General features: G+C 44.5%; 15 protein-coding genes. 2 read left to right on the top strand and 13 right to left on the bottom strand.

Annotated elements, in window-relative coordinates:
• Positions 1-5: 5 nt before the first annotated feature.
• On the top strand, positions 6-4,670 hold the full coding sequence (locus tag BUB19_RS17545) for a hypothetical protein (protein WP_143156081.1): 4,665 nt from the start codon (positions 6-8) through the stop codon (positions 4,668-4,670).
• A 4-nt stretch (positions 4,671-4,674) separates the two neighbouring features.
• A complete protein-coding gene (locus BUB19_RS17540) occupies positions 4,675-9,525 on the top strand; it encodes a hypothetical protein (protein ID WP_073096179.1) in 4,851 nt (1,616 codons plus the stop codon).
• Positions 9,526-10,189: 664 nt separating this feature from the next.
• On the opposite strand, the gene BUB19_RS17535 is transcribed toward BUB19_RS17540, so the two are convergent.
• The 13 genes from BUB19_RS17535 to traK all read right to left on the bottom strand — a co-directional run bounded on the left by BUB19_RS17535 (position 10,190) and on the right by traK (position 19,930).
• Positions 10,190-10,384, bottom strand: a complete 195-nt coding sequence (locus BUB19_RS17535; RefSeq protein WP_073096177.1) for a transposase domain-containing protein — start codon at positions 10,382-10,384, stop codon at positions 10,190-10,192.
• Positions 10,385-10,527: 143 nt separating this feature from the next.
• Complete coding sequence (locus BUB19_RS24235) at positions 10,528-10,665, bottom strand: hypothetical protein (protein ID WP_166144255.1); 138 nt, start codon at positions 10,663-10,665, stop codon at positions 10,528-10,530.
• A gap of 265 nt (positions 10,666-10,930) precedes the next feature.
• Positions 10,931-11,422, bottom strand: a complete 492-nt coding sequence (locus BUB19_RS17530) for a hypothetical protein (protein ID WP_073096175.1) — start codon at positions 11,420-11,422, stop codon at positions 10,931-10,933.
• A gap of 76 nt (positions 11,423-11,498) precedes the next feature.
• Entirely contained in the window at positions 11,499-12,143 is a 645-nt protein-coding gene (locus BUB19_RS17525; RefSeq protein WP_073096173.1) for a hypothetical protein, read from the bottom strand.
• Positions 12,118-13,026, bottom strand: coding sequence for a DUF4099 domain-containing protein (locus tag BUB19_RS17520; protein ID WP_073096171.1), 909 nt, complete (start codon positions 13,024-13,026; stop codon positions 12,118-12,120). Before BUB19_RS17520 ends, BUB19_RS17525 begins: the two co-directional genes overlap by 26 nt.
• Complete coding sequence (locus tag BUB19_RS17515) at positions 13,023-14,030, bottom strand: ArdC family protein (RefSeq protein WP_073096169.1); 1,008 nt, start codon at positions 14,028-14,030, stop codon at positions 13,023-13,025. The genes BUB19_RS17520 and BUB19_RS17515 overlap by 4 nt, the downstream gene beginning before the upstream one ends.
• Complete coding sequence (locus BUB19_RS17510) at positions 14,020-14,199, bottom strand: hypothetical protein (RefSeq protein WP_073096167.1); 180 nt, start codon at positions 14,197-14,199, stop codon at positions 14,020-14,022. Before BUB19_RS17510 ends, BUB19_RS17515 begins: the two co-directional genes overlap by 11 nt.
• Before the next feature lie 32 nt (positions 14,200-14,231).
• The gene (locus BUB19_RS17505; protein WP_073096165.1) at positions 14,232-16,214 is read right to left on the bottom strand and encodes a type IV secretion system DNA-binding domain-containing protein; all 1,983 of its coding nucleotides are present in this window, start codon (positions 16,212-16,214) and stop codon (positions 14,232-14,234) included.
• Positions 16,215-16,679 (bottom strand): hypothetical protein, encoded by a 465-nt coding sequence (locus BUB19_RS17500; RefSeq protein WP_143156080.1) that lies wholly within the window; start codon positions 16,677-16,679, stop codon positions 16,215-16,217.
• A gap of 176 nt (positions 16,680-16,855) precedes the next feature.
• Complete coding sequence (gene traN, locus BUB19_RS17495; RefSeq protein WP_073096161.1) at positions 16,856-17,698, bottom strand: conjugative transposon protein TraN; 843 nt, start codon at positions 17,696-17,698, stop codon at positions 16,856-16,858.
• Position 17,699: 1 nt separating this feature from the next.
• Positions 17,700-18,911, bottom strand: a complete 1,212-nt coding sequence (locus BUB19_RS17490) for a conjugative transposon protein TraM (protein ID WP_245802891.1) — start codon at positions 18,909-18,911, stop codon at positions 17,700-17,702.
• Positions 18,898-19,341, bottom strand: coding sequence for a hypothetical protein (locus BUB19_RS17485; protein ID WP_073096157.1), 444 nt, complete (start codon positions 19,339-19,341; stop codon positions 18,898-18,900). The genes BUB19_RS17490 and BUB19_RS17485 overlap by 14 nt, the downstream gene beginning before the upstream one ends.
• Positions 19,319-19,930, bottom strand: a complete 612-nt coding sequence (traK, locus tag BUB19_RS17480) for a conjugative transposon protein TraK (RefSeq protein WP_073096265.1) — start codon at positions 19,928-19,930, stop codon at positions 19,319-19,321. Before traK ends, BUB19_RS17485 begins: the two co-directional genes overlap by 23 nt.
• Between the last annotated feature and the right edge of the window lie 12 nt (positions 19,931-19,942).

Genomic DNA, 19,942 nt, shown 5'->3' with positions numbered 1-19,942 from the left:
CAGCCATGACTACAATTCTGCTATACAAGTATCAATCATTGTTTCGCTTGGAGGGTAAGGCGGGCGAAAGCTCAATCGTTGAGGACAATGGTGTGAATTATGCGCAAGGGAAATTTATGCTTCAATTTACCGTGGACGGGAAAACCAGCATTTCTGATCCTGCTCTATTTCCAAATGGCAAGATTCGGGTTTCGAAAGAAGGCAATCAATACACCCTCCAACAAACTGATCAGTTTTATGCATTCAGTTTTGCGTCTGCCATAAAGGTGGCCAAAAATCCGGAATCCCCTCATCTTTACATCAGCAAAATTTCGATTGCGATGGGGCAGCAGCTGGAAGTTTCTCTGGAGAGATTTTCTGTTTCGATTACGGGTGATATCACCCAGGTCGATACCTCGAAAAACTTGTTTTACTACAAGTCGGACGAAACGCCCACTTTGCTCAGTCCAATAGTATCGGATATAAGCGGTCGACTCGGTCATTTCCTTAAGTTGGAAAACAACCACGCTTGTGTAGAAATGGGTTCACCTACCTCGGCCGCAAACCTGGAGTCTTTTGGTACGCTTAGCTTTACCATACAAAGAAAGACTACCTTCATTTTCAATTTCGTGTCTAAGGCACTTGATCTGATCTCGGATCAGCGTAATGCACACCATGTCAAACTCAATGGACAAAGCAACTGGCAACTGGACGGGCGAAGTTTGGGGCAGGGATCATTGTTGACCTTCAGTCGAATGACTTGTCTGGATGGTCAGATCAGAAGTCTGGGATTTCAGGCTTCGGAAACAACCATATCCTATAAACATTCTGACCGAAAAGTAGGACATCAGGGTAAACGAACGAAGATTTTCACCGGCACGAACAAGATGGCCGGGGAAGAAGACAGACTGATATTTCTCTTTCCCTTGGAGATTACCGGTAGAACGGCTAAAAAAAATGAGATCACCAATCACGAAAAGGTGTTCAGGTTCAATCCGCAGTTTATCTATCAGGGAGATCTCAGGGAAGATTTGACACTGGCTAATCAACATTACGGCATTCGTGTTCGGGGTTTGAGTAATGAAAAAGGCTCTTCAATCAAGCTGGATGCAAATCTGGCACTGCTAGCCTTCGATCCGAATACTGATGACCTCGTATTGCAGGCCGGTAAAAAGTTGCATACGGCTTTGGGTACGGCAGATTCATTGCTGGTGCCGAAAAAGAATATACAGGAAGGTGGGCGAAGAACAGTAAGGATACCAAGCATTCCCTCATTTCTGATTGCTTCGAGCGATGGGCAGACCAACAGCTTTGTGCTGGATTCCGGAGACAAGGAATTTGTCGTACTTAAGCCTGAACTGGAAATCTCACCTTTTGCACCGGGCAATTTTGAATCAAACGATAAACCAAGCCTGGACAAAATAAATTGGAAGTACAAGAAAAGTCAGGTGGCGTTTGACATGCTTGAGGACGGTATTAAGCCGAAAGATGACAAATGGCTGACAGAATTTAGCATCAATCCGACCACAAGTGAGTTTAAGCTGTTGGACCATGAGGAATCCGAAGTGAAGTACGATTCATATGACGCACCAAAGGCTTTCAGAACTGAGATTACCAAGACTGAGATCACAACGGAAAAATATGACGAGGAGGAAAAAGAAAAGCTGATCTACATGGCTTATGCATCCACGCTTGTATTGAGTGCCGGATATGTTACTGCAGGATTGATATGTGAATCATTTAATCCAGCTGAGATCTATGCGACCTGTCTGCCCCGAGAAGAGAAAGAACTGCTCAATGTTCGTTTCGATGTTAAAAAAATTGATCCCGATACGTTCAAGGAGTGGCTTTTGAACAGAAATGTCAATGAGCTGTTGATCACTTTTTACACAACCAATGCGGATATCAAAAGTAGGTTCAAGGCCTTTGTTGACGATAATATAAAAATTAAGGATCCGGATGGCAAGATCAGGACCTCTTACGGCTTTTGGCCGCTTTTCAAGTCTATGGGGATCCCTTTGGTGCGAAAAACAAAAGAGGACTCAGGTACAATCAAAGTAGACTATGCCTATGACCTGGTAGCCGAGCGGTATCCGGGTCACAACATTCCATCGGGTATAGCCATTGATCAAAACAAAAAGGGCAGCCTGGATTTCGACGGACAATTGGGCTTTACAAAACAGTCTTTCCATGCACTGGCCACATCTGACCGATACAAAAAACTATTTCCATCATACAACCACAATCTTCCGGATACTACCAATGGAAAAATAGACCCTACAAGTCCCCAGTTTATGGGTATTGTGTTTCGGCATATGCCATTAGTGCTCAGTCTCAATTTCAATACCGGGTATTTTGGCAAGACCCTAGATAAACTGATAAAAGAAATCAACGATAACCTTTTTCTGGATTTTGGCTGGCGTGATGCCAAAGGATTTACCTGGATAGCCAAGGTGCCGGACGAGATTACTAATGATCCCAACTTCACCATCAATATCCTTGACAACAGCATTATCAAGTTTGATGTATCCAAGATCCATTGTATTGGGATAGAAAATCAGTTGAGAGATTTTACCTTCGATGTCAACCTCAAGTTGCTACAAAGAGGTACCGATTATAAGTTCGATATCAAGGGCAACGCAGCCATGACTTTTGACCAATCGGGTGGAATTGAAAGCTTTAGGATCACTCCATCGTTGGATTATGTAAAACCTCTGGATGTCAGGGACACTATTCCTGGCTTGGACTTTATCCGTTTCAGAAAATTCGATACCAATTTCAAACAGCTATTCGCGTCGGTAGAGCTGTTTCCCAGTGCAGAACTCGCGAGCGCGTTACCGATTTTTGATAAATATACGCCTGCCAATGGCGAACCCAACATGCATCACATACTGAGGACCGCCATGGGATTTGATCTTGAAGGGAAAACAGCCGTGCTGTCTATCATCATGGGAGGTGACACCAAAACTGATGTATTTGGCAAGTGGCCGCTTTCTATCAAGGCCATCAATATCATCATAAGCGAGGCCAACGGCAATCGTCTGGAGGTGGCCGGAGAGTTCAACTTTGGACTTGAAAACTTTGCCAAGATCGGCGGCAGGGTAGTGGTGACCATGAAAGCCGGATCAGGTTGGGATTTTGATATTCACCTCGACAAGATCGAAGGGAGCCTGGCGCTATCCGATGAGATCAGGATCGGTGGTATGCTGGCTTGGGGTAAAGCCTTTCCGGATGCAGGTTATGATCCGGTCAATACCCCACCGAGAGAGGCACTGGAGCGAGACAATTTGCTTTCGCAGGGCAGGGATCGCGAATTTTACGGCGTGATCTTCCTTAAGGCACCAGGTATTTTCGGCGATTCAAATGAAATTTTTGTGAAAATCGCATCCAACAACGGTGTGAAGTATTGGGTGTCCGGATTGAGAATAGGCGGCGATATTAACCTTGGATTCGGCAAACTTAGAGATGCGGAGTTAGTGTTCTCCAAAAACAGTGATTACAAAGGCCAGATCGCCAATATTGTAGAAAATGTGGATGAAGGGCTCAAATCACTTCGAAAGCCTGATAGTGCCAGCCGACCTGAGTGGTTGGAAAACTGGACCTATTCCGACAAGACAGGCTTTGCCATGCTCGCTTCCGGTTACCTGGTTTATGACCTGATTACTGCAGGTAATAATTTACAAATAACCACTCCTCCGGAAGAAGAAAAATTTACCGGACTGCTTTATTCATCCGAAGGTATCATCAGGATAGAGGGTTGGGTCAAAATGTTTAAAGGCATAGAGGACGTACAGATCCTTTTTACCATAGACCTGGTGAAAAAGAGGATTTTGGTAGGTTTTCAATTGCCAACCTTTCATTTTCCATCTCCTAGCGCACCCAAACGCTGGTCGTTTCGACCCGGTCAGATCCTGTTAGGGACTTCATTTGGAGGGCCAGCTTATTTGCTGGCGAGCTTTGGATGGCCACCGCAAACCGGAGGAAACAGTTTTCAACGAAACTGGAGCAAAGCCAGCCAGCTGTCTTACTTTCCGCCTACCTGGCCGATACCCAATGTGATAGCCGGTGGCTTCAAATTTGAGCTGGATCACAGAAATGGCTTTGTACTGTTTGCCATAGCCATGAAGGCCGGTTGGAGTTATGAGGTTAAATTTGGCATTGGTAAGGCAGGATTGACCATCGATCTGGGAGGTGTACTGATGGTTAAATATGTCTATGACAAGGCGCTTCAGGAAGCATTTACCGTTAGCCGGAAAGCACTATTACCTGAAAAGCTTAGGCTTGAGGCCCGGGCATTTGTACTGGCAAGCCATTCATTTCTTGAAGATGAGTCATTTTACCGGATACGCAATATTCACAACCTGGTAAGAGAAGACATTCTTACAGCCGAAAAAGATGTGCTGTATATTTTAGGTGAGATCTTCGCCAATGTACATGGCTATGCTTATATCAAAATATTTGGTGTAACACTGGCCGGGTTAGACGTATCGGTATTTGCGAGACTACGCGTTTGTGGAGACACTAATAAAGGGATTACCTTTTTGGGAGGATCTTACGGTGCCACGGCTTGTGTAAAAGTAGGCTGTGCAACAAAATGTAAGTCATTTACTATTACGGTAACGGTCATTTCCGGCCCATGTCTTAATAAGTCTTCTAACTATTCATTTTTACCTGAATTAAACCTTAACTAATACCATGACATTAGCTATATCCTGTATTGGGTTGTTGAAAAAGAATAACAGCGGGAAATTTGAAATAGTTGCCCGATGGTACCTCAATGATGACGCCACCAGCGACCTGACCACCTATCTACCCAACCCTGAAGGCAAGTTTGTTTTAACCGTTAAGACCAAAAAGTCGAAGGAATACCTGAAAGCCGATGGAACGATTGCAGTAGGGCGACCGACCGGTACAGCTGACCTACCGGTGATCAAGCCTATGAATTACCTGATGTTTGACCCACCGACTGTAGGGAATTCTGACCCGGATAACCCGAAAAAAACCAAACCGGTAGCACCAATCGACCCCAATGACGTGAAAGCTGAAAAGGGTATTGGCATTTATCACATACTGGCAGACAGTGCGAAGAGCAGTTATCCTAAAAAACTTCATAACATCACCATGAAAGCCATCAATGGCAACGCAAGGGCACGTTTGTCTGAATCATTGGAAGGAGTGGAGAGAAGTGTTTTTGCCGATCAGTTTAGTCGATACCTGATTGATAATCTGATCAGTCCCAGAAACTTACAAGCCATTTTTGTTAAGGAATTTAAAGAGCTCGAAAAACAGACCTTTGCAGCTGAAGCGCCGCTATCTATGTCGGAGCTGCCGTCTCTCTTCACCTTTCATCTGCCGAAAGGCAAAAAACTAAGCGGAAAGAAAGAAATTTCGACCCATCTCGAAAGCACCTGGCAAATGGTCAGTATCCTATCCGAATTGCTTAAGAACAGAGTTTTCCTGAGGGAGATGGAAGAGGCTGTGGCCGAACCCGAAAACCTGAAGTCTCAGCTATCGGTTTTGGCCGGACAGGGAACAGAAATTATTGATTATTGGTGCAATCCCTGGCAGAGTCAACCCAATCGCGTGGAAACTGATTGTGGAAAGAAATATTCGCTCGCGGAGGCATTGGGTTTGGGGGTTACGCTTGGAGAAATTGAAAGTAGCAAAGTGCAGGAATGGCACACCAATGGGGACAGTCTGTTGTTTAATGTTTCCTACATACCTCCGACCAAAAAAGCCCTGGAGGATTCGGAATATGACTGGGACAAGTTTCATGATATGGATATGGTGGTTGGGGTCCAGAAATTGGACTCGCCGACCAATATCATTACCACCGACGGCACCAACAGCCTGAAAAATGCGCTGGATCATGCTACCAGTTGCACGGTCGAACAGCCTTTGACCGGTGAGTTTGAGTACGATATTTACATGAAAAGACTGATCCCTGATTTTGACGACGATTTGTTGGAGAAGATTAGTCACGGAGAAAACATAGAGAAGGGTACCGGTGACGGCCGTGCCCTGATCAAATCGCAAAGACCGGCAGAAAAACCGTTTCCAAAAGTAGTATCAACTGCAGGAGATGTGATCAAGGAGGAAAACTCGTCTATTATCACCGGTGTAAATGTGTACGGACTCTGGCAATCTGAGGCAACCGCAGATCTCAAGAAGTATTTTGATGATCCTAATTTGAATCCCGAACTGGATATCATCAAGCCCTGGCGAATCACGAGGAAATACTCCTACAATAAAGAACTCAAGCCTTTCTTTGCTGTGGACAACCCCAATATCAAGGCTGCCCAGCAAAACCCTCCGATATTGCCGGCATTTCAGCAGGTAGACAATACCCAAAACCTTGAAAAGGTCCTGGCTGTTGAGGAGAACAACCGGGTGATCAACGAAGAGATGCCAAAACGAAATGAGAAGAAGGATGAAGTGATCTTTTCGATCGATGTAAGAGACGGGTTTAGGATCGACTATAACCCGAATCTGCCCGAGACCTGGGATAAATTTCCATTGGATGCACGTGAAAAAGAATGGCAACCGGAGATGCAAAGGGGTAAGACCAAAAAGACGGGTAAAGTACCTCAGGCTTATCGATTTTGGGTAACGGCTGTAGATGTGTTTGGTCAGGAAAGTGAGCCAATGCCGGTTGAAAATCTGGAAAGCTCAATAGGTACCGTTACCAATGTTTTCCAGTTTAAATACAGAGCAGAGTTGCAGGCGCCGCCTTCAAACGATGAATCCACCAAGGATTACATCCAAATAGAAAATAAGAATGGAGTGATAGAGACCAAATGGCAATCTCCATTCAAATCCGAACTTGGACATTTCGGCAAGACCTCAAGGGGGACTGATCGGCACCCCAAAGACGAGATTGAGTCCAATATATTGTACTTGAGGAAACGGCATCGGCATAGATGGGCAGAGGTGTCGGATGATCAGCTCGATGCGCATATTGATAAAATGCTGGCCGGTTTGCCTGTTGCATTCAAAAATAATCAATGGATAATAGGGCTTACCGAAGTATTGAAACACAATATCGATTGGGAGGTATTTCATGCCGAAGGTAAATTGACCAATACAGCCAGCGGTCATATCTGGAGCCATAAGATCACCTTGAAGGAAGAGGATAGCGGCTATGATTACATGGCGCTGATGAATTTTTCGATAAGGTCGGATAAAAGAAAATTTTGGGTGGAAGATGATCCCATGCGCCCTATAAACGTGACAGAGCAGGTAAAAGCCCCCCCGCTAACACGATACAAAGAATATGAAACGACGTACATCAACGAATTGCCATCCACAAGTCAGATTGCATTTACCGAATCTATTCTGGTAAGTGACCAACGTTCGCCAAGGTTGGTCAAATTGCTGCCACACGAGCCGTCATTCTTATTTGCAAGACCGGTTTTAGGCGTTCAGGCCATTGACCGCGACCTGGCACTTTCCAACATATTGACTACACCAAATGAGGTCAAGGACGTCAGCCCGGACCCAAATGGTGACCCTATCAAATCAGTTGTATTCAAAGAACATAAGGAATTTCTGTATACAGAGGTGCAGGACTACATGCTAAATGCAGCATTAAAGCGGTGTAACCCGATCAAGGAATTGGACCTTGCCGATGCGCAGCGAATATTGAAAAACGAACTTTCTAACCTAAACAAGGAGGTTTTTTCTGAGCTGAAAGGGGTAGATGGCAAGGTATATTATGCTTATGACAAAGATGAGGTAAATGAGATCGTTTCTACCGATTTGATTGGTTTCAGGGGATTGAAGCAACTTAAGGTCAGGTATAACAGTGTGCTGTCCAATTTCGACGATGTCACAGGAGAAGCAGAGGCAGTAAAATTGCACCTTTATCAAACCCGAATTACGCTAAAACGAACCTCGGATTTTACCTACTCATTCAAGGCCAAATCATATGAAAGGACATCTGTCTCTAAATTCAATAAGGTGACTTTTGGTCAAAAAATCGAACCGGAAAAATACGATACTCCACTCACGCTGGTGGTGATCTGTGAGTCAGGTTATCAGGTCATGCCGCTTAAGCCGGTCTCAGCTCCACAAAATGGAATGTATACCCTCGAAGGGCAGAATACATTGGTAGACACGTCGAATGGCACCGTTCCGAAAGAACTATTGTTTGTACATGGGCAACAAATTTTGGAAAAATCGATTGAGCTGGAAGATCAGTTGTTTTATGAATGCGACCTGTTGATTCCGGTTGGGGGCGGTTTACGTGAACTGTTTATATGGGCCATCAAAACCACATCTGCCATCGGCAATCAATCTAAAGGGGCACAGGTATTTTATGAAGAATATCAAACCTCGATCCTTCCGCAATTGCCATTGGGATTGGAAGCCTGGACCATCAGCACGCCTGACGAGAGGAGTTCATATGCTCTAGATAATAACTTGCACGTACACTGGATACCTGACGAACTGAAGGTTGGAAATCCTGATTTGAAAAGACAACCGCGAAACTTCCTGAAATGGACGAGGCAAGATGAGTTGCCGACAGATATTTACCTGTCGATTGAAAGGGAAATACGGGAAGAGCAAACGCTTAGTACGAAATTGGCTAAAAAGGACGAAAATTCGTGGGAATTGCTGTCCAGAATCGAAAAAGGTCTGTTGGTAGACGAATGGCACAATCCTGAAGGCCTTATCAAAATGGAATGGCTGGAAAATACCGGTGGGGTTTCATTGTATGACTGGCTCAATTTGTCCGAGCAGGTAGTGAAGCCTGGCGAAGGAGATGTTGCAGGGCGTGCGGGCCTAATATTTGTTGGCCCGGGAAGTAAACTATTCGACCCTAAAAGGCAATTATCGATGGTCGATGGCCTGATATCAGATCCGCTATCCGAAGAACCCAATGTGATGTTTGTTGACTATTTTTATGACAATGAAGATTTGCACTTTGGCATGGATACTTTCAGGGCGTATAATTATCGGGTAACCAGTTATATCGACATTGACCCAACCGGAGTGCTCGGCCTGACACATAAATATCTTTATTCGAAACCCGGCCATTGGTCGGGGTGGGTGAGACCGTCGTTCCCGTCTATTGAAAAAATAGAAAAGATAGGCGAACAGTCTGCATATCCGGAAGGCCAGCTGACCCCTAAACTTCAGTTTTCATTTGAATTAAGCCGTTCGAAACGCCTTGAATTGCTTCGAAACGTCAAGAAGAATATCTTTTATCGGGTGATAGTGAAACGTGAGATCCAAAACTCGATTTCGACTTATCAGAATGCGCCTTCTGGTAGTGAATATCTTGAAATAGGCGAGGCACGTAATATACCGATCAACCCTGAGCCTGGAGAGTATATTTTTATATTTGACGACCGATTAGAACGGGAAAATCTGAATGATGACTTACGTCTAAATTACAAATTGGAGGTTTCAGTCATCGCAAGAGACGCAGATGATAAAATGATTTTGATCAGGGAAGCTAAAATTGTATTTTTTAAAGGTATTGTGATTGAGCCTAGACAAAAGAATGAACATGTTAAAATAATTAGTTTAATGATTAGCTGATACTTAGATTTCAGAATCCAATAATTAGAAAGGGGTAAATTTAGACTTACTATATTGATTGATATTATTTGGTACTGTTTGTTGTATAGGTTTTTGAGTCAGGAAGTAATGTCCTTATTTGATACATATTTTTGGTTAGCGCGATGGCCCTGTTTGCGGAAAAGGAAACTTTAGCATTTTTAACATTAAATTTTCCTAGGACTCACTCTTTATGGTTTTCAAGATTATACTTTTGCTCGATTTAAAATCTCCGGAAAAAAACCAATATTAGCCTCCTTAAATCTCAATAGACTACCTAAAAAGAACATATTTTTAAATTTCCCAACTTCATATTCGGATTGATTTAGTAACCAAAACAGAATTCATTGGAGCACAAACAGTAAAATTGCAAATTGACTCTAATTTCTTCAATCGGAACTTTACTTAAACTCAAAATATGCATTAGGAACTCTATTGCAGACTGAAATTACTTCAAAATCAGTCACTTTGCCGCGGTTTTCAACTTCACCATAGCGGTGGAGTTTCCAAACTGCCTGATTTTTTTGAAATTTCAGCCTTCATAACGAAAGCTAATAAATAATCCGGAATCCGGGTTAAATTTATTTCTTTACGTATCAGTCCAAAGAACCCATTAGATTTAGCTAGGAATTAGGGCAGGGAATTTTTATAGTAAACCTTTGATTCTATATTCCTCCCAGTGGCAGGGTAGGAGCTGGTAGATGTCTTTGTGTTTGTGGGACTGGATCCTTTCAAAGATATCCTTCAGCCACTCAAACTCCTTTATATTGTTTTTCTTGCACCCGCATGAATGATGACATAGTTGGGCAAGTTTTGACGTAGTAGGAAAGCATGGACTCATTTTCCTTTCTTCTCCGGTGGGACAAAGTGATAGTTGTTTTTAAAATTGGAATCTGGGTATCCGTCCATACCCCTTTTCTTACCTGCCCTGCTAACTGTCATCTCACTGAAATGATACAAAGGGATCATTTCTAACGCTCGGTTCTATTCATAGGCATGGTCTTGCTCTACTCCAATTCTGATTAAATTCCTGCCTAAGGCGGCAGGCAGGTTTAGGTTTCCGCTCAGGCTTCCTCTCCCGATTGCCAGGACCAGATACAGTTGCGGAGGAGGTTTATTCACGGATATAATTGTTTTCAATAGAGTTCATGAATTCTTTCCTCATTTCTGAGCTATTCATCAATGGCTTTTACCTTGGCGTGGATACTGCTCCGATAGCGGGGGGGGGGGTAGTTTCCCATCCCCGCTTGACCTCTGCCAGCTTCTTCACCTTCTATAAATTATTCAGAAAAGTAAAACCCCCTTCACTAGTAAGAGGGTTTTTTAGGTGGACATGGATATAACTTTTCTCAGGTTGGTAATCTGCAAGTATACTCAATAGCTTTTACTAAAACCTCACCGTCTCACTCAACGGCTCCGATACCTCCCCTACCGGTCTTGCTGTATATTGGTAGGTTTGGACCTCTGAATTGTTTCCAAATACCCTGATGGTGGCACTTAAATCCACAAAGTCCTCATCGGGAATGTCCCCAGTGTGCACTACGTTGAAAATAAAACCGAAGGTATGAACGGGTGCTGCTGATTCAACGATAAGTTCGGAAAAGGTAAGGGGCGTGGAAATGTTAAAGGTATTGGCCTGTTCGATTACTTGGGTCCATTCCAGCTCACCGGGCTGAACGATGGTGGCACTGACAAAACCGCTTTGCCCGGTATAGAGGGAATGCACGCCAAAATTAACCAGATACTGGTCCAGACTTCCCTCGAAGCCAATTTCAATCCGCGCTGTCTTTTCTACCAGCGGCTCTTCATCCGGATCATTACTGCAGGAAAATGCCAAAAAGATGCCGGCAAAATATAAGAGGCTTTCAAATCTTTTCATATCCGTGGTTTGGTTAGGTTATTTTAGGGATTTAATTGGGTCTATTTTAATGTTAAATTGGAAATCATACCTAAAATTAACTAAACAAATAAAAATTGTCAATATTTTTATCAATTGGTTTACAGGCGCTTATCGTTTGCCGCAAACCTACCTGCCTGCAATGATTCCTCAACGAAAACTCCCCCACCTCGATCCAAAACTCCTTGCCTTTAAATAAAATAACCACCTTATTACCTGCTACCCTAAATGAACCATCCAATCCCTTTACCCAATGCTGCACTTTACAGTCCCTGATCCTTCCAATAAGCGAATGGCCAAACAGGGTATATATTTTCACACCCTCAGGATACTGATCCATTCGCTTTTCGATTAATTTCCGATCCATTCTGGCTCCGGAGACCAAAAAAGCAGCATATGAGAAATCTATCCGGTGGATTTTTCGCTGCACCATAAAGATCAAATGCATAATCGCATCGGAAATATACAGTGTGCGAACATTCTCTGGCAGTGCGGGTGAAAAGTGAAGGATACCGCAAGAAGACATTTTCTGCATTGAAACAGCAAGAATCTCCTGATCCACAACCCTTCCCTTTTCATCCCGGTAATCCGCAATCAATTTGCCACTGGCATCCTCCCGCAAACCGGCTGAAACCAGGTGCTGAACTTCTCTGCTAATCCCCAAACTGTCCAGCAATTCAAATCCTTCTTTGATGCTGTTCATCTTCTGATTGATTCGGGGAGTTTATCTCGGTATCCTTGGAGTTAAACCGTTTGACCTCATCTACATCCTTGCTTTGATAGTTTGCCGGATGACCTGCGGAAACTTTTGAAAGTTCCTCCCTGACATTGTTCAGGTCTCTGACTGCATCCCTGTCATTGGGGCTGAGGGCAATTCGCCGTTCCATATTTTTCTGCATCGTTTTAAGACCTTCCTGATAGCCCTTGGAATAGGATTGTTCCTCAGTACTTTTTTTGCCCAGCATCCTTCCCAATCCGGTCAGCAATAAATAGGATATTCCTCCGTCCAGCAATATGGATACTACCAGCCCGTTTCGGTTGGACCGGATACCTCTTCGATCAGTTGTTGAAAATTGAAATTGGGTACCATCTGCCAGGTTCACTGTTTCCCCCTCTTTGAATTTTCGCTTTTGCTCGGCGGTCAGTTTTTCATTGTTCACTGCTTCCGGTGCCTGGACGGACCTGGGATCATGGCTCATAAACTGACGGGTATTTTTATCGTATGAAATGATCTCCGTCCGTACGTTTCCATCCCGGTCCACGTAATTCTTCCGGATATTGGCCAGATCTTCCCGGAGCAACCTTTTTCTCTCCTCCGTAGAGAGTTGGGGATGGGAATTGGGGGAGCGGTACACCGGATCAATTCTCAGAGAGGGATTGCCGTCTGTACCCCTTACGATGGATAGCCTGGCAGGTAAACTGTCAATATGCACATCCTTTCCCTTCAAATCTTTCAATTCCACTACGTCGGTCATTTTTCCTTCCTGTAATGCCCGGACCTGGTCTTCCGGGATGGTAAACTTTCCGTCTTTATAAATTCCGAATAGTTTCAAATCCTGCATGGGTAATTTCTTTTCAATAATCATCTTCCAAATTTTAAAGTGGGTTCCAAATCTTCTTGCTGTTCTTTATTTTCCGGCTGTTTTGAAAAATCCGTTCCTGGCTGCATTTCTTCCTGTTGCTTCTGCTCTCTTTTTCGGTCAAAGGCCATCAGGTAATCCATGATCTTTTGGGAGTCGGCTGCTGCCTGGTGGATTTCAAAGGGCTTTTCGGTAAGGATTTTGATCCAGCTGTCCACATAGGCCACATGTTGCCGAGGATCATGACCGATCTGAAGTTCTGATCCCAACATCATGCTGGCTATTTCGGCTCTCAGTTCTTCTCTGGCATATTCCTGTGTACCAAAGGTGTTCATGATACTCCGGTCCAGCCGACCCTTATGGCCGGTCCAATGACCCAATTCATGCAGAAGGGTGGCATAATACCTGTCGGAGGCCGTAAATTGCGTCCTTTCCGGCATCCTGATCCGATCCGCTAAAGGAGAATAATACGCTCTGTTACCTTGCACATGTTCAATATTGGCTCCGGTGTTTTTTACCAGGTTTTCTACCCGGTTCAATTTTTCCCATTGGCTTACCTCCTGCTTTTTTTCCAGAGGGGTTACGCCCTTTATCTGTTCGGCATTAAAAACCCAGGCTTTGGTGACAATGGGAGTATTCAATCTCCTCCGGATTTTTACGGGTTTTCCTTTTTGATCCAGGACAGGTTTGCCTTGCTCATCTCTTTTGGGAATCAATTGATGGGTCTTAACGAAATTGATGGCCATTCCCTTCGCTCCTTTTTGTACACTCCAGCCCTGAGATTGGGCCTGTTTGAAAGTGGCCCAGCGCGGGTCGTCAAAGGGGGTGAACAGTTGAAGAAAAAGGGAATTCAATCCCCGGTAGGCCTTGTTGGTTACCGCATTGTAAGGCTTTTCGAAGGCCCCGCTTGATTTCTCCCAGGGCAGTTGCCAGGGAGCCGTTCCTTCCTTGAGCTGGGCAATGATCCTCTCAGCGACCAGTTCGTGCATTTTCGGAGTTTCAATCGCCATATCTCAAGTGATTATTGGATTCAACATGATCTTCTTCGGGAAGCTCGTCCATCGTGTCAATCTGGTACAATTCCGCTTCCTCAGAAGTCAATTCTACCTGGCCTTTACTTTGAAGCCGATCCAATTTTTCCATCAGGGATCGCATGGTTCGTTCATCTTTTGAATTCATTTGGATGGTGTTTAAATGATGGATGCATTTTCTTAAGCTGATGCGGTATAGTAGTTGATGATGTTCTCTACCTCTTCCCGGATCCGCATAAAATTCCGGGTGAGGATTCGTTCTTTTGCATCGTTAAATTCATAGCATTTGGGAATGTCCCGGTAGTGTTGTTCTTCTGCTTTTAATGCTTTGGCATCGAGATTTATCCTACAGTGAAAGGCGGCGCTTTTGTATTTTCCATTGAATTTTTCCGCATCGACTGCCAATAATCCCGCCAGCTCCCCGGTTTGCATTCCGGCTATTTTTCCGGCAGGGATCAGGGGGTCGTATTTTTCATTCATCGAAACAGAGGTCTTCATGCGATCAATGGAAACGCTCTCGCCTAACTGTTTCTTTTTGCCAAACATCCGTTCCAGCCATTCCAGGGTTTCTTTATTCCTAACCGAACCGCTCAGCACATTGCCGATCACAGCATTCATGGTGGTGGCCGTATCTTTTCCCTGCAATTGCTTCAACTGGGGCAATTCCTGTAGCCCCAACAAAACGGCTACCTTGTTGCTTCTGGCAGTGGAAATCAGGTTTTCCACCCGATGGATATAAAGGGTGGGTGCCTCATCCGCCACAATGGCAACGGGTAAGTTTCCCTTGGTATTGATCAGTCGGGTAAGCCGGTTTACAATCACCGAATAACAGGTGGAGTTGATGTTTTGGGTGGCCGGGCTGTTGGCCAGCACCAATATGGCCGGAGACTTCGGGTCGGAAATTCGCAGGTCAAAATCATCCCCGGAAAAAATCCAGGCCGTTTCCTTGGTATTCAGCCTGGAGATAAAGATTTTCAGGGTCCCCACCTGCCCTTCCAATTGCTCAAAGGCCCTTTTTTCCAAAGCACTGCGAAAAGGGCTTAGCAGGGATTCCAATTCCGGAAAGGAGGATAGGCAGGTAAAAATTTCCTCATAGGTCCGGTTTAAAAAAGCAAGCAGGTGAGCAAAGGTGGAGTGCTTGCCATCCTGATGCCTGGAAACAAAGTAAATGGAGGAGGCCAGAAAATTGACAGCGGATTGGGTGAAGAATTTATCCGAACCTCCGGTAGATTCTGTTTTTTGGAGGGATTCCACGATGGCTTCCGCCGTTTCAGAAGCATCTGCCAGGGTCTGAATGTATTCCCGTTTCAGGGGATTTAGCCGTCTGGAATATTCCACCTGGTCCAAATTAACCACCAGAAACCGGTAATTCGGAATCTTCCCTTTCTGCTTTGCCAACAAATAATGGTAATAGGCAATTTGGCTCAGGTCTGGAAATTTAAAGTCATAGAGACACATGGTATACCCTTTGGCAATCATTTGCCGGATAAAGGGATTTACCACGCTAAACGACTTACCACTTCCCGGAGTGCCAATCAACAGGGTGCCACGGAAAGGATTGACAATATTGATCCAGCCCTTATGAATGCGTTTTTTATAATAAAATTGCATGGGTATATTGACCGAATAAGGGGTCTCCCGCCTTTTCTTTTCCTGCATAAATGATTCCCCTTCAATGTTCCATTCATCTTTCCCCAGCTCACTTTTGATCAACTTGGAGACATTGTCCAGGGCGGTATGGATCAGTACTGCTCCCAGCAGAGATGAAATCCCAAAAGCCAGGTCAGTCCAGCTCGTATAGGGTAGTATAATGGCACGAGCCTCCATGGAATAGAAAAACAATGAACCGAAGAAAAAGCCAAATCCTAACATCAGGGGAAATACAATTTGATTTTTGGCGTTTAGGCTTAACTCCTTCTTTGACCGGGTTCCGATGGCGGCCAAACAAATCGCCAGTAAAATAGATAGCTTACTGTAAACCAGATTTTGGTAGATCGGAAATTGCATCAACCTATCCACCAGGGGCAAAACCTGCCTGGATATCCCCTCCCCTGTCAGGACTTTTGGACTGTAGATGAAAAGAAACAGTTCCAGGAATACCATGCCGTACACCAGAAACTGGATCATTCCGTATAGCTTTTCCAACTGTCTTTTCTGTTCCATTTAATTGAGAGGTATTTTAATGCCCGCATCCAGCACCACACGCCACTGCTCCGCTTTTTTGGCCCAAAGCAATAACTGGCTGTTGCTGCCCAGGCATAGTTCCAAACGCTTGAGTAAAACCCAGGAAAACTCCCAACCCACTAAGGGAGCTATTATTAGCCCACTAAAATCGGTTCCCAGTGCAGACCCCGCCCTGAACCTTAGGGAAGTGGCATTCCTTCTGAAGATTACCAGTTTGATCAACAGGCCCAGCAATACCGTTTGGTAATCGGTTTCCCTGGTTTTCATCCACTCCAAAAACACTTCATGTCGTCGGTGGTGTTGGGAATTGAATTCGTATCCCAGACGGCCTAAATCCAGAAGCGGCACGCCCACCCCCCCTTCAAAAGTGAGATGCTGGGAGCCGTTTTGGGCCATTAGCCTACCTGCCCACAAAATCAATAGGATGCATAAAAGCCGTTTCATGTGTTTATAATTGTTTCTTAATGGTCACATGGAATCTCGCATGATTAATGTTCATCCCACTGTGTGACGATTGCGTCATGCTCGATTTCATCTGTATACTTGTTTTCATCGGTCAGCGGGAGTTGCTCTTGACTTTATTCAGCACTCTCCCTGAGTTGCCTCCGGCTGGCTCGATTTCAAAGTGTGTCTGCCCGTAAAAGGTCGATGTAGTCAATTTCAAGTAATAGGGTTCTTCCGGACAATTGCTTCTCCGCCAGTTCTATGGTCAGCACCTTGTTGTTAGGAAAGGAAAATTTCTCCAACACGTAAATGTTCCGGAATTTGCGTTTGAAAGATTCCTTTTCAAAAAGAGTGAAAACAGGTTCCATTTCTATGGCCTGTACATTGGTGGCTTTGGGAATCTTCTTGTCTGCCACCCTGAAACTAACCTGGTCGATATCAAATTTCAGATTGGTCTTATTGGTGTAGGTGATGTCCAGGAAAATGTAGTCATCCAGTGTATGGATATGATTGACATTACCGGTGATGCCGTATTGGCTGCTGTAAAGGCCTTTTTTGTTGCCCTTTCGCTTATACGCCTGCAATGAAAACTCCCTCAGTTCATTTTGCGTAAGGGGTGCCGCTCCTGTATTCAATGGGCGCATATTTTCAGGCCCAATTTCCAGCAAGGTGGGTAGTTCCCGGCTGCCGGAGGCATACTTAAAATCATATTGGGCAATGAATTTTTCACCGATGATGGTCACCACCCCAAGGTCATGGGGTTCATTTTCCCCTTCAACAGCACTATCATCCTTAATTCTAATTCGGAACACGTTGTCAACCGGCAGATCCCCTACCAGCTTTTTGCTTGAAATATCCACATATTGGATGGGCTCGGGTGAGGTAAAATGAAGGGTAATGCCTTCCCGAATAAATAGGCTTTGTTTTTCAGGAAAGTGACTGCCCGAGGCAGTATGCTGAGCAAGGGTAGGTATGGTAAAAAAACCATACAGGCATGCGATTAAGATTATCCTTTGCATATCAGTTAGGGTTTTGGTTTGAATAGTTTTGTGAATTCAATTCTTCCGAATCAATCAGGTAAATAAGGGTGCCGTATTTCAGATTGGCCTTATTTTGCCGGATCCTCTTGGACACAGCCTGGGAACTGGAGGTAAAAACCCGTTGAAGGGCAGACAGGTACATCTGGTTCATAGAGGAAGGATCCTGTTGCATCTGAAGGTTCAGTCCTCCGGTGACATTACCGCCCAGGTCCTTTGAAAATTCCCGAAACGAACTGGCGGGAACATACAGCCCTTCCATGCCATCCTGGTCATAAATAGTTAAGGCGATGGGTAGGATTTTATCACCTACCATCACGCTGCTAATCGTCAGTTTGACCCGCTGGGACTCATAGCCGCTGATCCAGGCATAGAGATAGGTTCCTTTGGGTAAGACTTCAGCACCTACCTGAATGTCATTCAATAGCCGTATCCTGATCCGTTCGCCCAAGGTTCCGTTGCGGATTTCCTGATCTACAATGGCCTGAATAAAAGATGATTGGGAGGTTTTCTTGACGGTATTAAAATGGGTATCCGGTTGGCTAGCCTTTGAAACTTTCAACCGCTGGGTTGTGGGATCTTTTTCTATCGCTTCAGCTTCCGCCTGTGGGGCTTGATAGGATGGATCATTGGCTTTGGAAATGGAATCCACCAGGGCCATTTGGGCGCGAAAAAGGTCCATGGGATCTTCGTACTTTTCCGGCTCCCGGTTATTTTTTTGGTTTTCCAATTGGTTCAATGCCTCAAGAATTAACTTATCCTCTTCGGTAGGTGGGGAAATTCGAGGCCTGGTTTCGGTGGATGGGCTAAAAGCGGGTTGCGTTGAAATTTGAGCTTGATCCAATGAATTTTTAAAAGCCAGATCAATGGAATCCAGCATTCTTTTTTCGGCCTCATTGTACTGGGAAAGCATTTCATCTTCCGGTTCCACGTCAATTCTCAGATTTTGGATGGCCGTGTAGCCATCTGCCCTTTTGTACCTGGACCGAAAGGCATCCAATTTCCCATCAATTCCCCGGTTCCGGATCTGATCCGATACCTCTCCTACACTTTCCTGAAGGTTTTCCGTTCCTTCGTCATGTTGCATTTCATCTTCACTGGTAAATGACTGCATGCCAAAATTCAGCAACAGCATAAAGGGCAACAGGATCAGGGGAAGGATGTATTTCGGTTGCTTGATGTTAATCTTCATCATCTGCAGGGTTTAAATGATTATAATTTTCGAGTTGGCGAAGGGCATTTTCCAGGAAAAGACTATCCCTTGCATCGAGGTATTCCTTGGCCATGATGCTTTCCACTTCCTTTTTTAGCTCTGCCATCTTTTTCAACTCATCCTGAATTTTAAAAAGTGACCTAACTTCATCTGTCATCCCGGAACCAAGGTTTTTGATTTCATCCATCAGTTGTTGGGGATCGTTAGTCTGCTCAGTCCGATGGCGAATGGGAATCACAAAGGCTAGCAAAGCCGACAGCATAAGGCTGATTAACATGCCAGCAAAGCATTGCCGGGGATACGTTTTCAGCAAGTATACCCAACGCTTTTTGCCCTTGATGGGAAGGTTTCCGAGTTCGTTCCTCAATGCTCCGGAAGTACGCTTATCGCTAGAAGGTATTTTTCGAAACATGGCTCAGATCTTTGTTTTCAAGTGTTTTCCAATTCGTGATCAATACTCCATGGCTATTATTTTCCGACCTTGGAATATCCATTAAATACCCTTCTGTAATCAGGGACCTGGTGATCGTGGCACTCCTTCTTTCGATCTTCTGTTTTCCATAAAAGGTGAATTTTTTATTGGGGTCCAGAATGATGGAATCAGTCTGGAGAGTCAAAACAGAGCTGGAACTGAGAATGGAGTTGAAAAACCCTTTCTCCTTGAGGTTATTGTATTGCAATACACCGGATTCGTCTGCCAGGTACATGGCCTTTTTCATTTGGTATTCTATATGTTCGTCATCTGGAGTCAGGGAGAAAAAAAGGCTGTGAAAAAGATCCACGACAGCTCTGTATTCCGCAGGACGATTCATTTCCATATTGGTTTGTTGCGCCAGAATGGGCACATCTTTATCCAGGATGTATATGGATTTCCGGGCATTGACCACCTGCCGGTAGGCAAAGAAAGAAACCGCAATACAGATAATGGCTGCTGCCAGCAAACTACCTACTGATAAAAGGGTAGCGAGTTTGATTTTTGTTTCAATGTTTTTGATGATCATTTTCATTGCGTT

The sequence above is a fragment of the Cyclobacterium lianum genome (assembly GCF_900143075.1).
Classification (GTDB): domain Bacteria; phylum Bacteroidota; class Bacteroidia; order Cytophagales; family Cyclobacteriaceae; genus Cyclobacterium; species Cyclobacterium lianum.
The sequence above is the reverse complement of the archived record's forward strand: the minus strand, read 5'-3'. Positions and strand labels throughout refer to the sequence as shown.

Excerpts from the sequence above, each read along its gene's own strand:
- BUB19_RS17515 (WP_073096169.1), bottom strand. The coding sequence starts at position 14,030 with ATGGCGATTGAAACTCCGAAAATGCACGAACTGGTCGCTGAGAGGATC.
- traK (WP_073096265.1), bottom strand. The coding sequence starts at position 19,930 with ATGATCATCAAAAACATTGAAACAAAAATCAAACTCGCTACCCTTTTA.
- BUB19_RS17505 (WP_073096165.1), bottom strand. The coding sequence starts at position 16,214 with ATGGAACAGAAAAGACAGTTGGAAAAGCTATACGGAATGATCCAGTTT.
- BUB19_RS17485 (WP_073096157.1), bottom strand. The coding sequence starts at position 19,341 with ATGTTTCGAAAAATACCTTCTAGCGATAAGCGTACTTCCGGAGCATTG.
- BUB19_RS17545 (WP_143156081.1), top strand. The coding sequence starts at position 6 with ATGACTACAATTCTGCTATACAAGTATCAATCATTGTTTCGCTTGGAG.
- BUB19_RS17525 (WP_073096173.1), bottom strand. The coding sequence starts at position 12,143 with ATGAACAGCATCAAAGAAGGATTTGAATTGCTGGACAGTTTGGGGATT.
- BUB19_RS17540 (WP_073096179.1), top strand. The coding sequence starts at position 4,675 with ATGACATTAGCTATATCCTGTATTGGGTTGTTGAAAAAGAATAACAGC.
- BUB19_RS17510 (WP_073096167.1), bottom strand. The coding sequence starts at position 14,199 with ATGAATTCAAAAGATGAACGAACCATGCGATCCCTGATGGAAAAATTG.
- traN (WP_073096161.1), bottom strand. The coding sequence starts at position 17,698 with ATGCAAAGGATAATCTTAATCGCATGCCTGTATGGTTTTTTTACCATA.
- BUB19_RS17535 (WP_073096177.1), bottom strand. The coding sequence starts at position 10,384 with ATGAGTCCATGCTTTCCTACTACGTCAAAACTTGCCCAACTATGTCAT.
- BUB19_RS17490 (WP_245802891.1), bottom strand. The coding sequence starts at position 18,911 with ATGATGAAGATTAACATCAAGCAACCGAAATACATCCTTCCCCTGATC.
- BUB19_RS17520 (WP_073096171.1), bottom strand. The coding sequence starts at position 13,026 with ATGATTATTGAAAAGAAATTACCCATGCAGGATTTGAAACTATTCGGA.
- BUB19_RS17530 (WP_073096175.1), bottom strand. The coding sequence starts at position 11,422 with ATGAAAAGATTTGAAAGCCTCTTATATTTTGCCGGCATCTTTTTGGCA.
- BUB19_RS17500 (WP_143156080.1), bottom strand. The coding sequence starts at position 16,679 with ATGAAACGGCTTTTATGCATCCTATTGATTTTGTGGGCAGGTAGGCTA.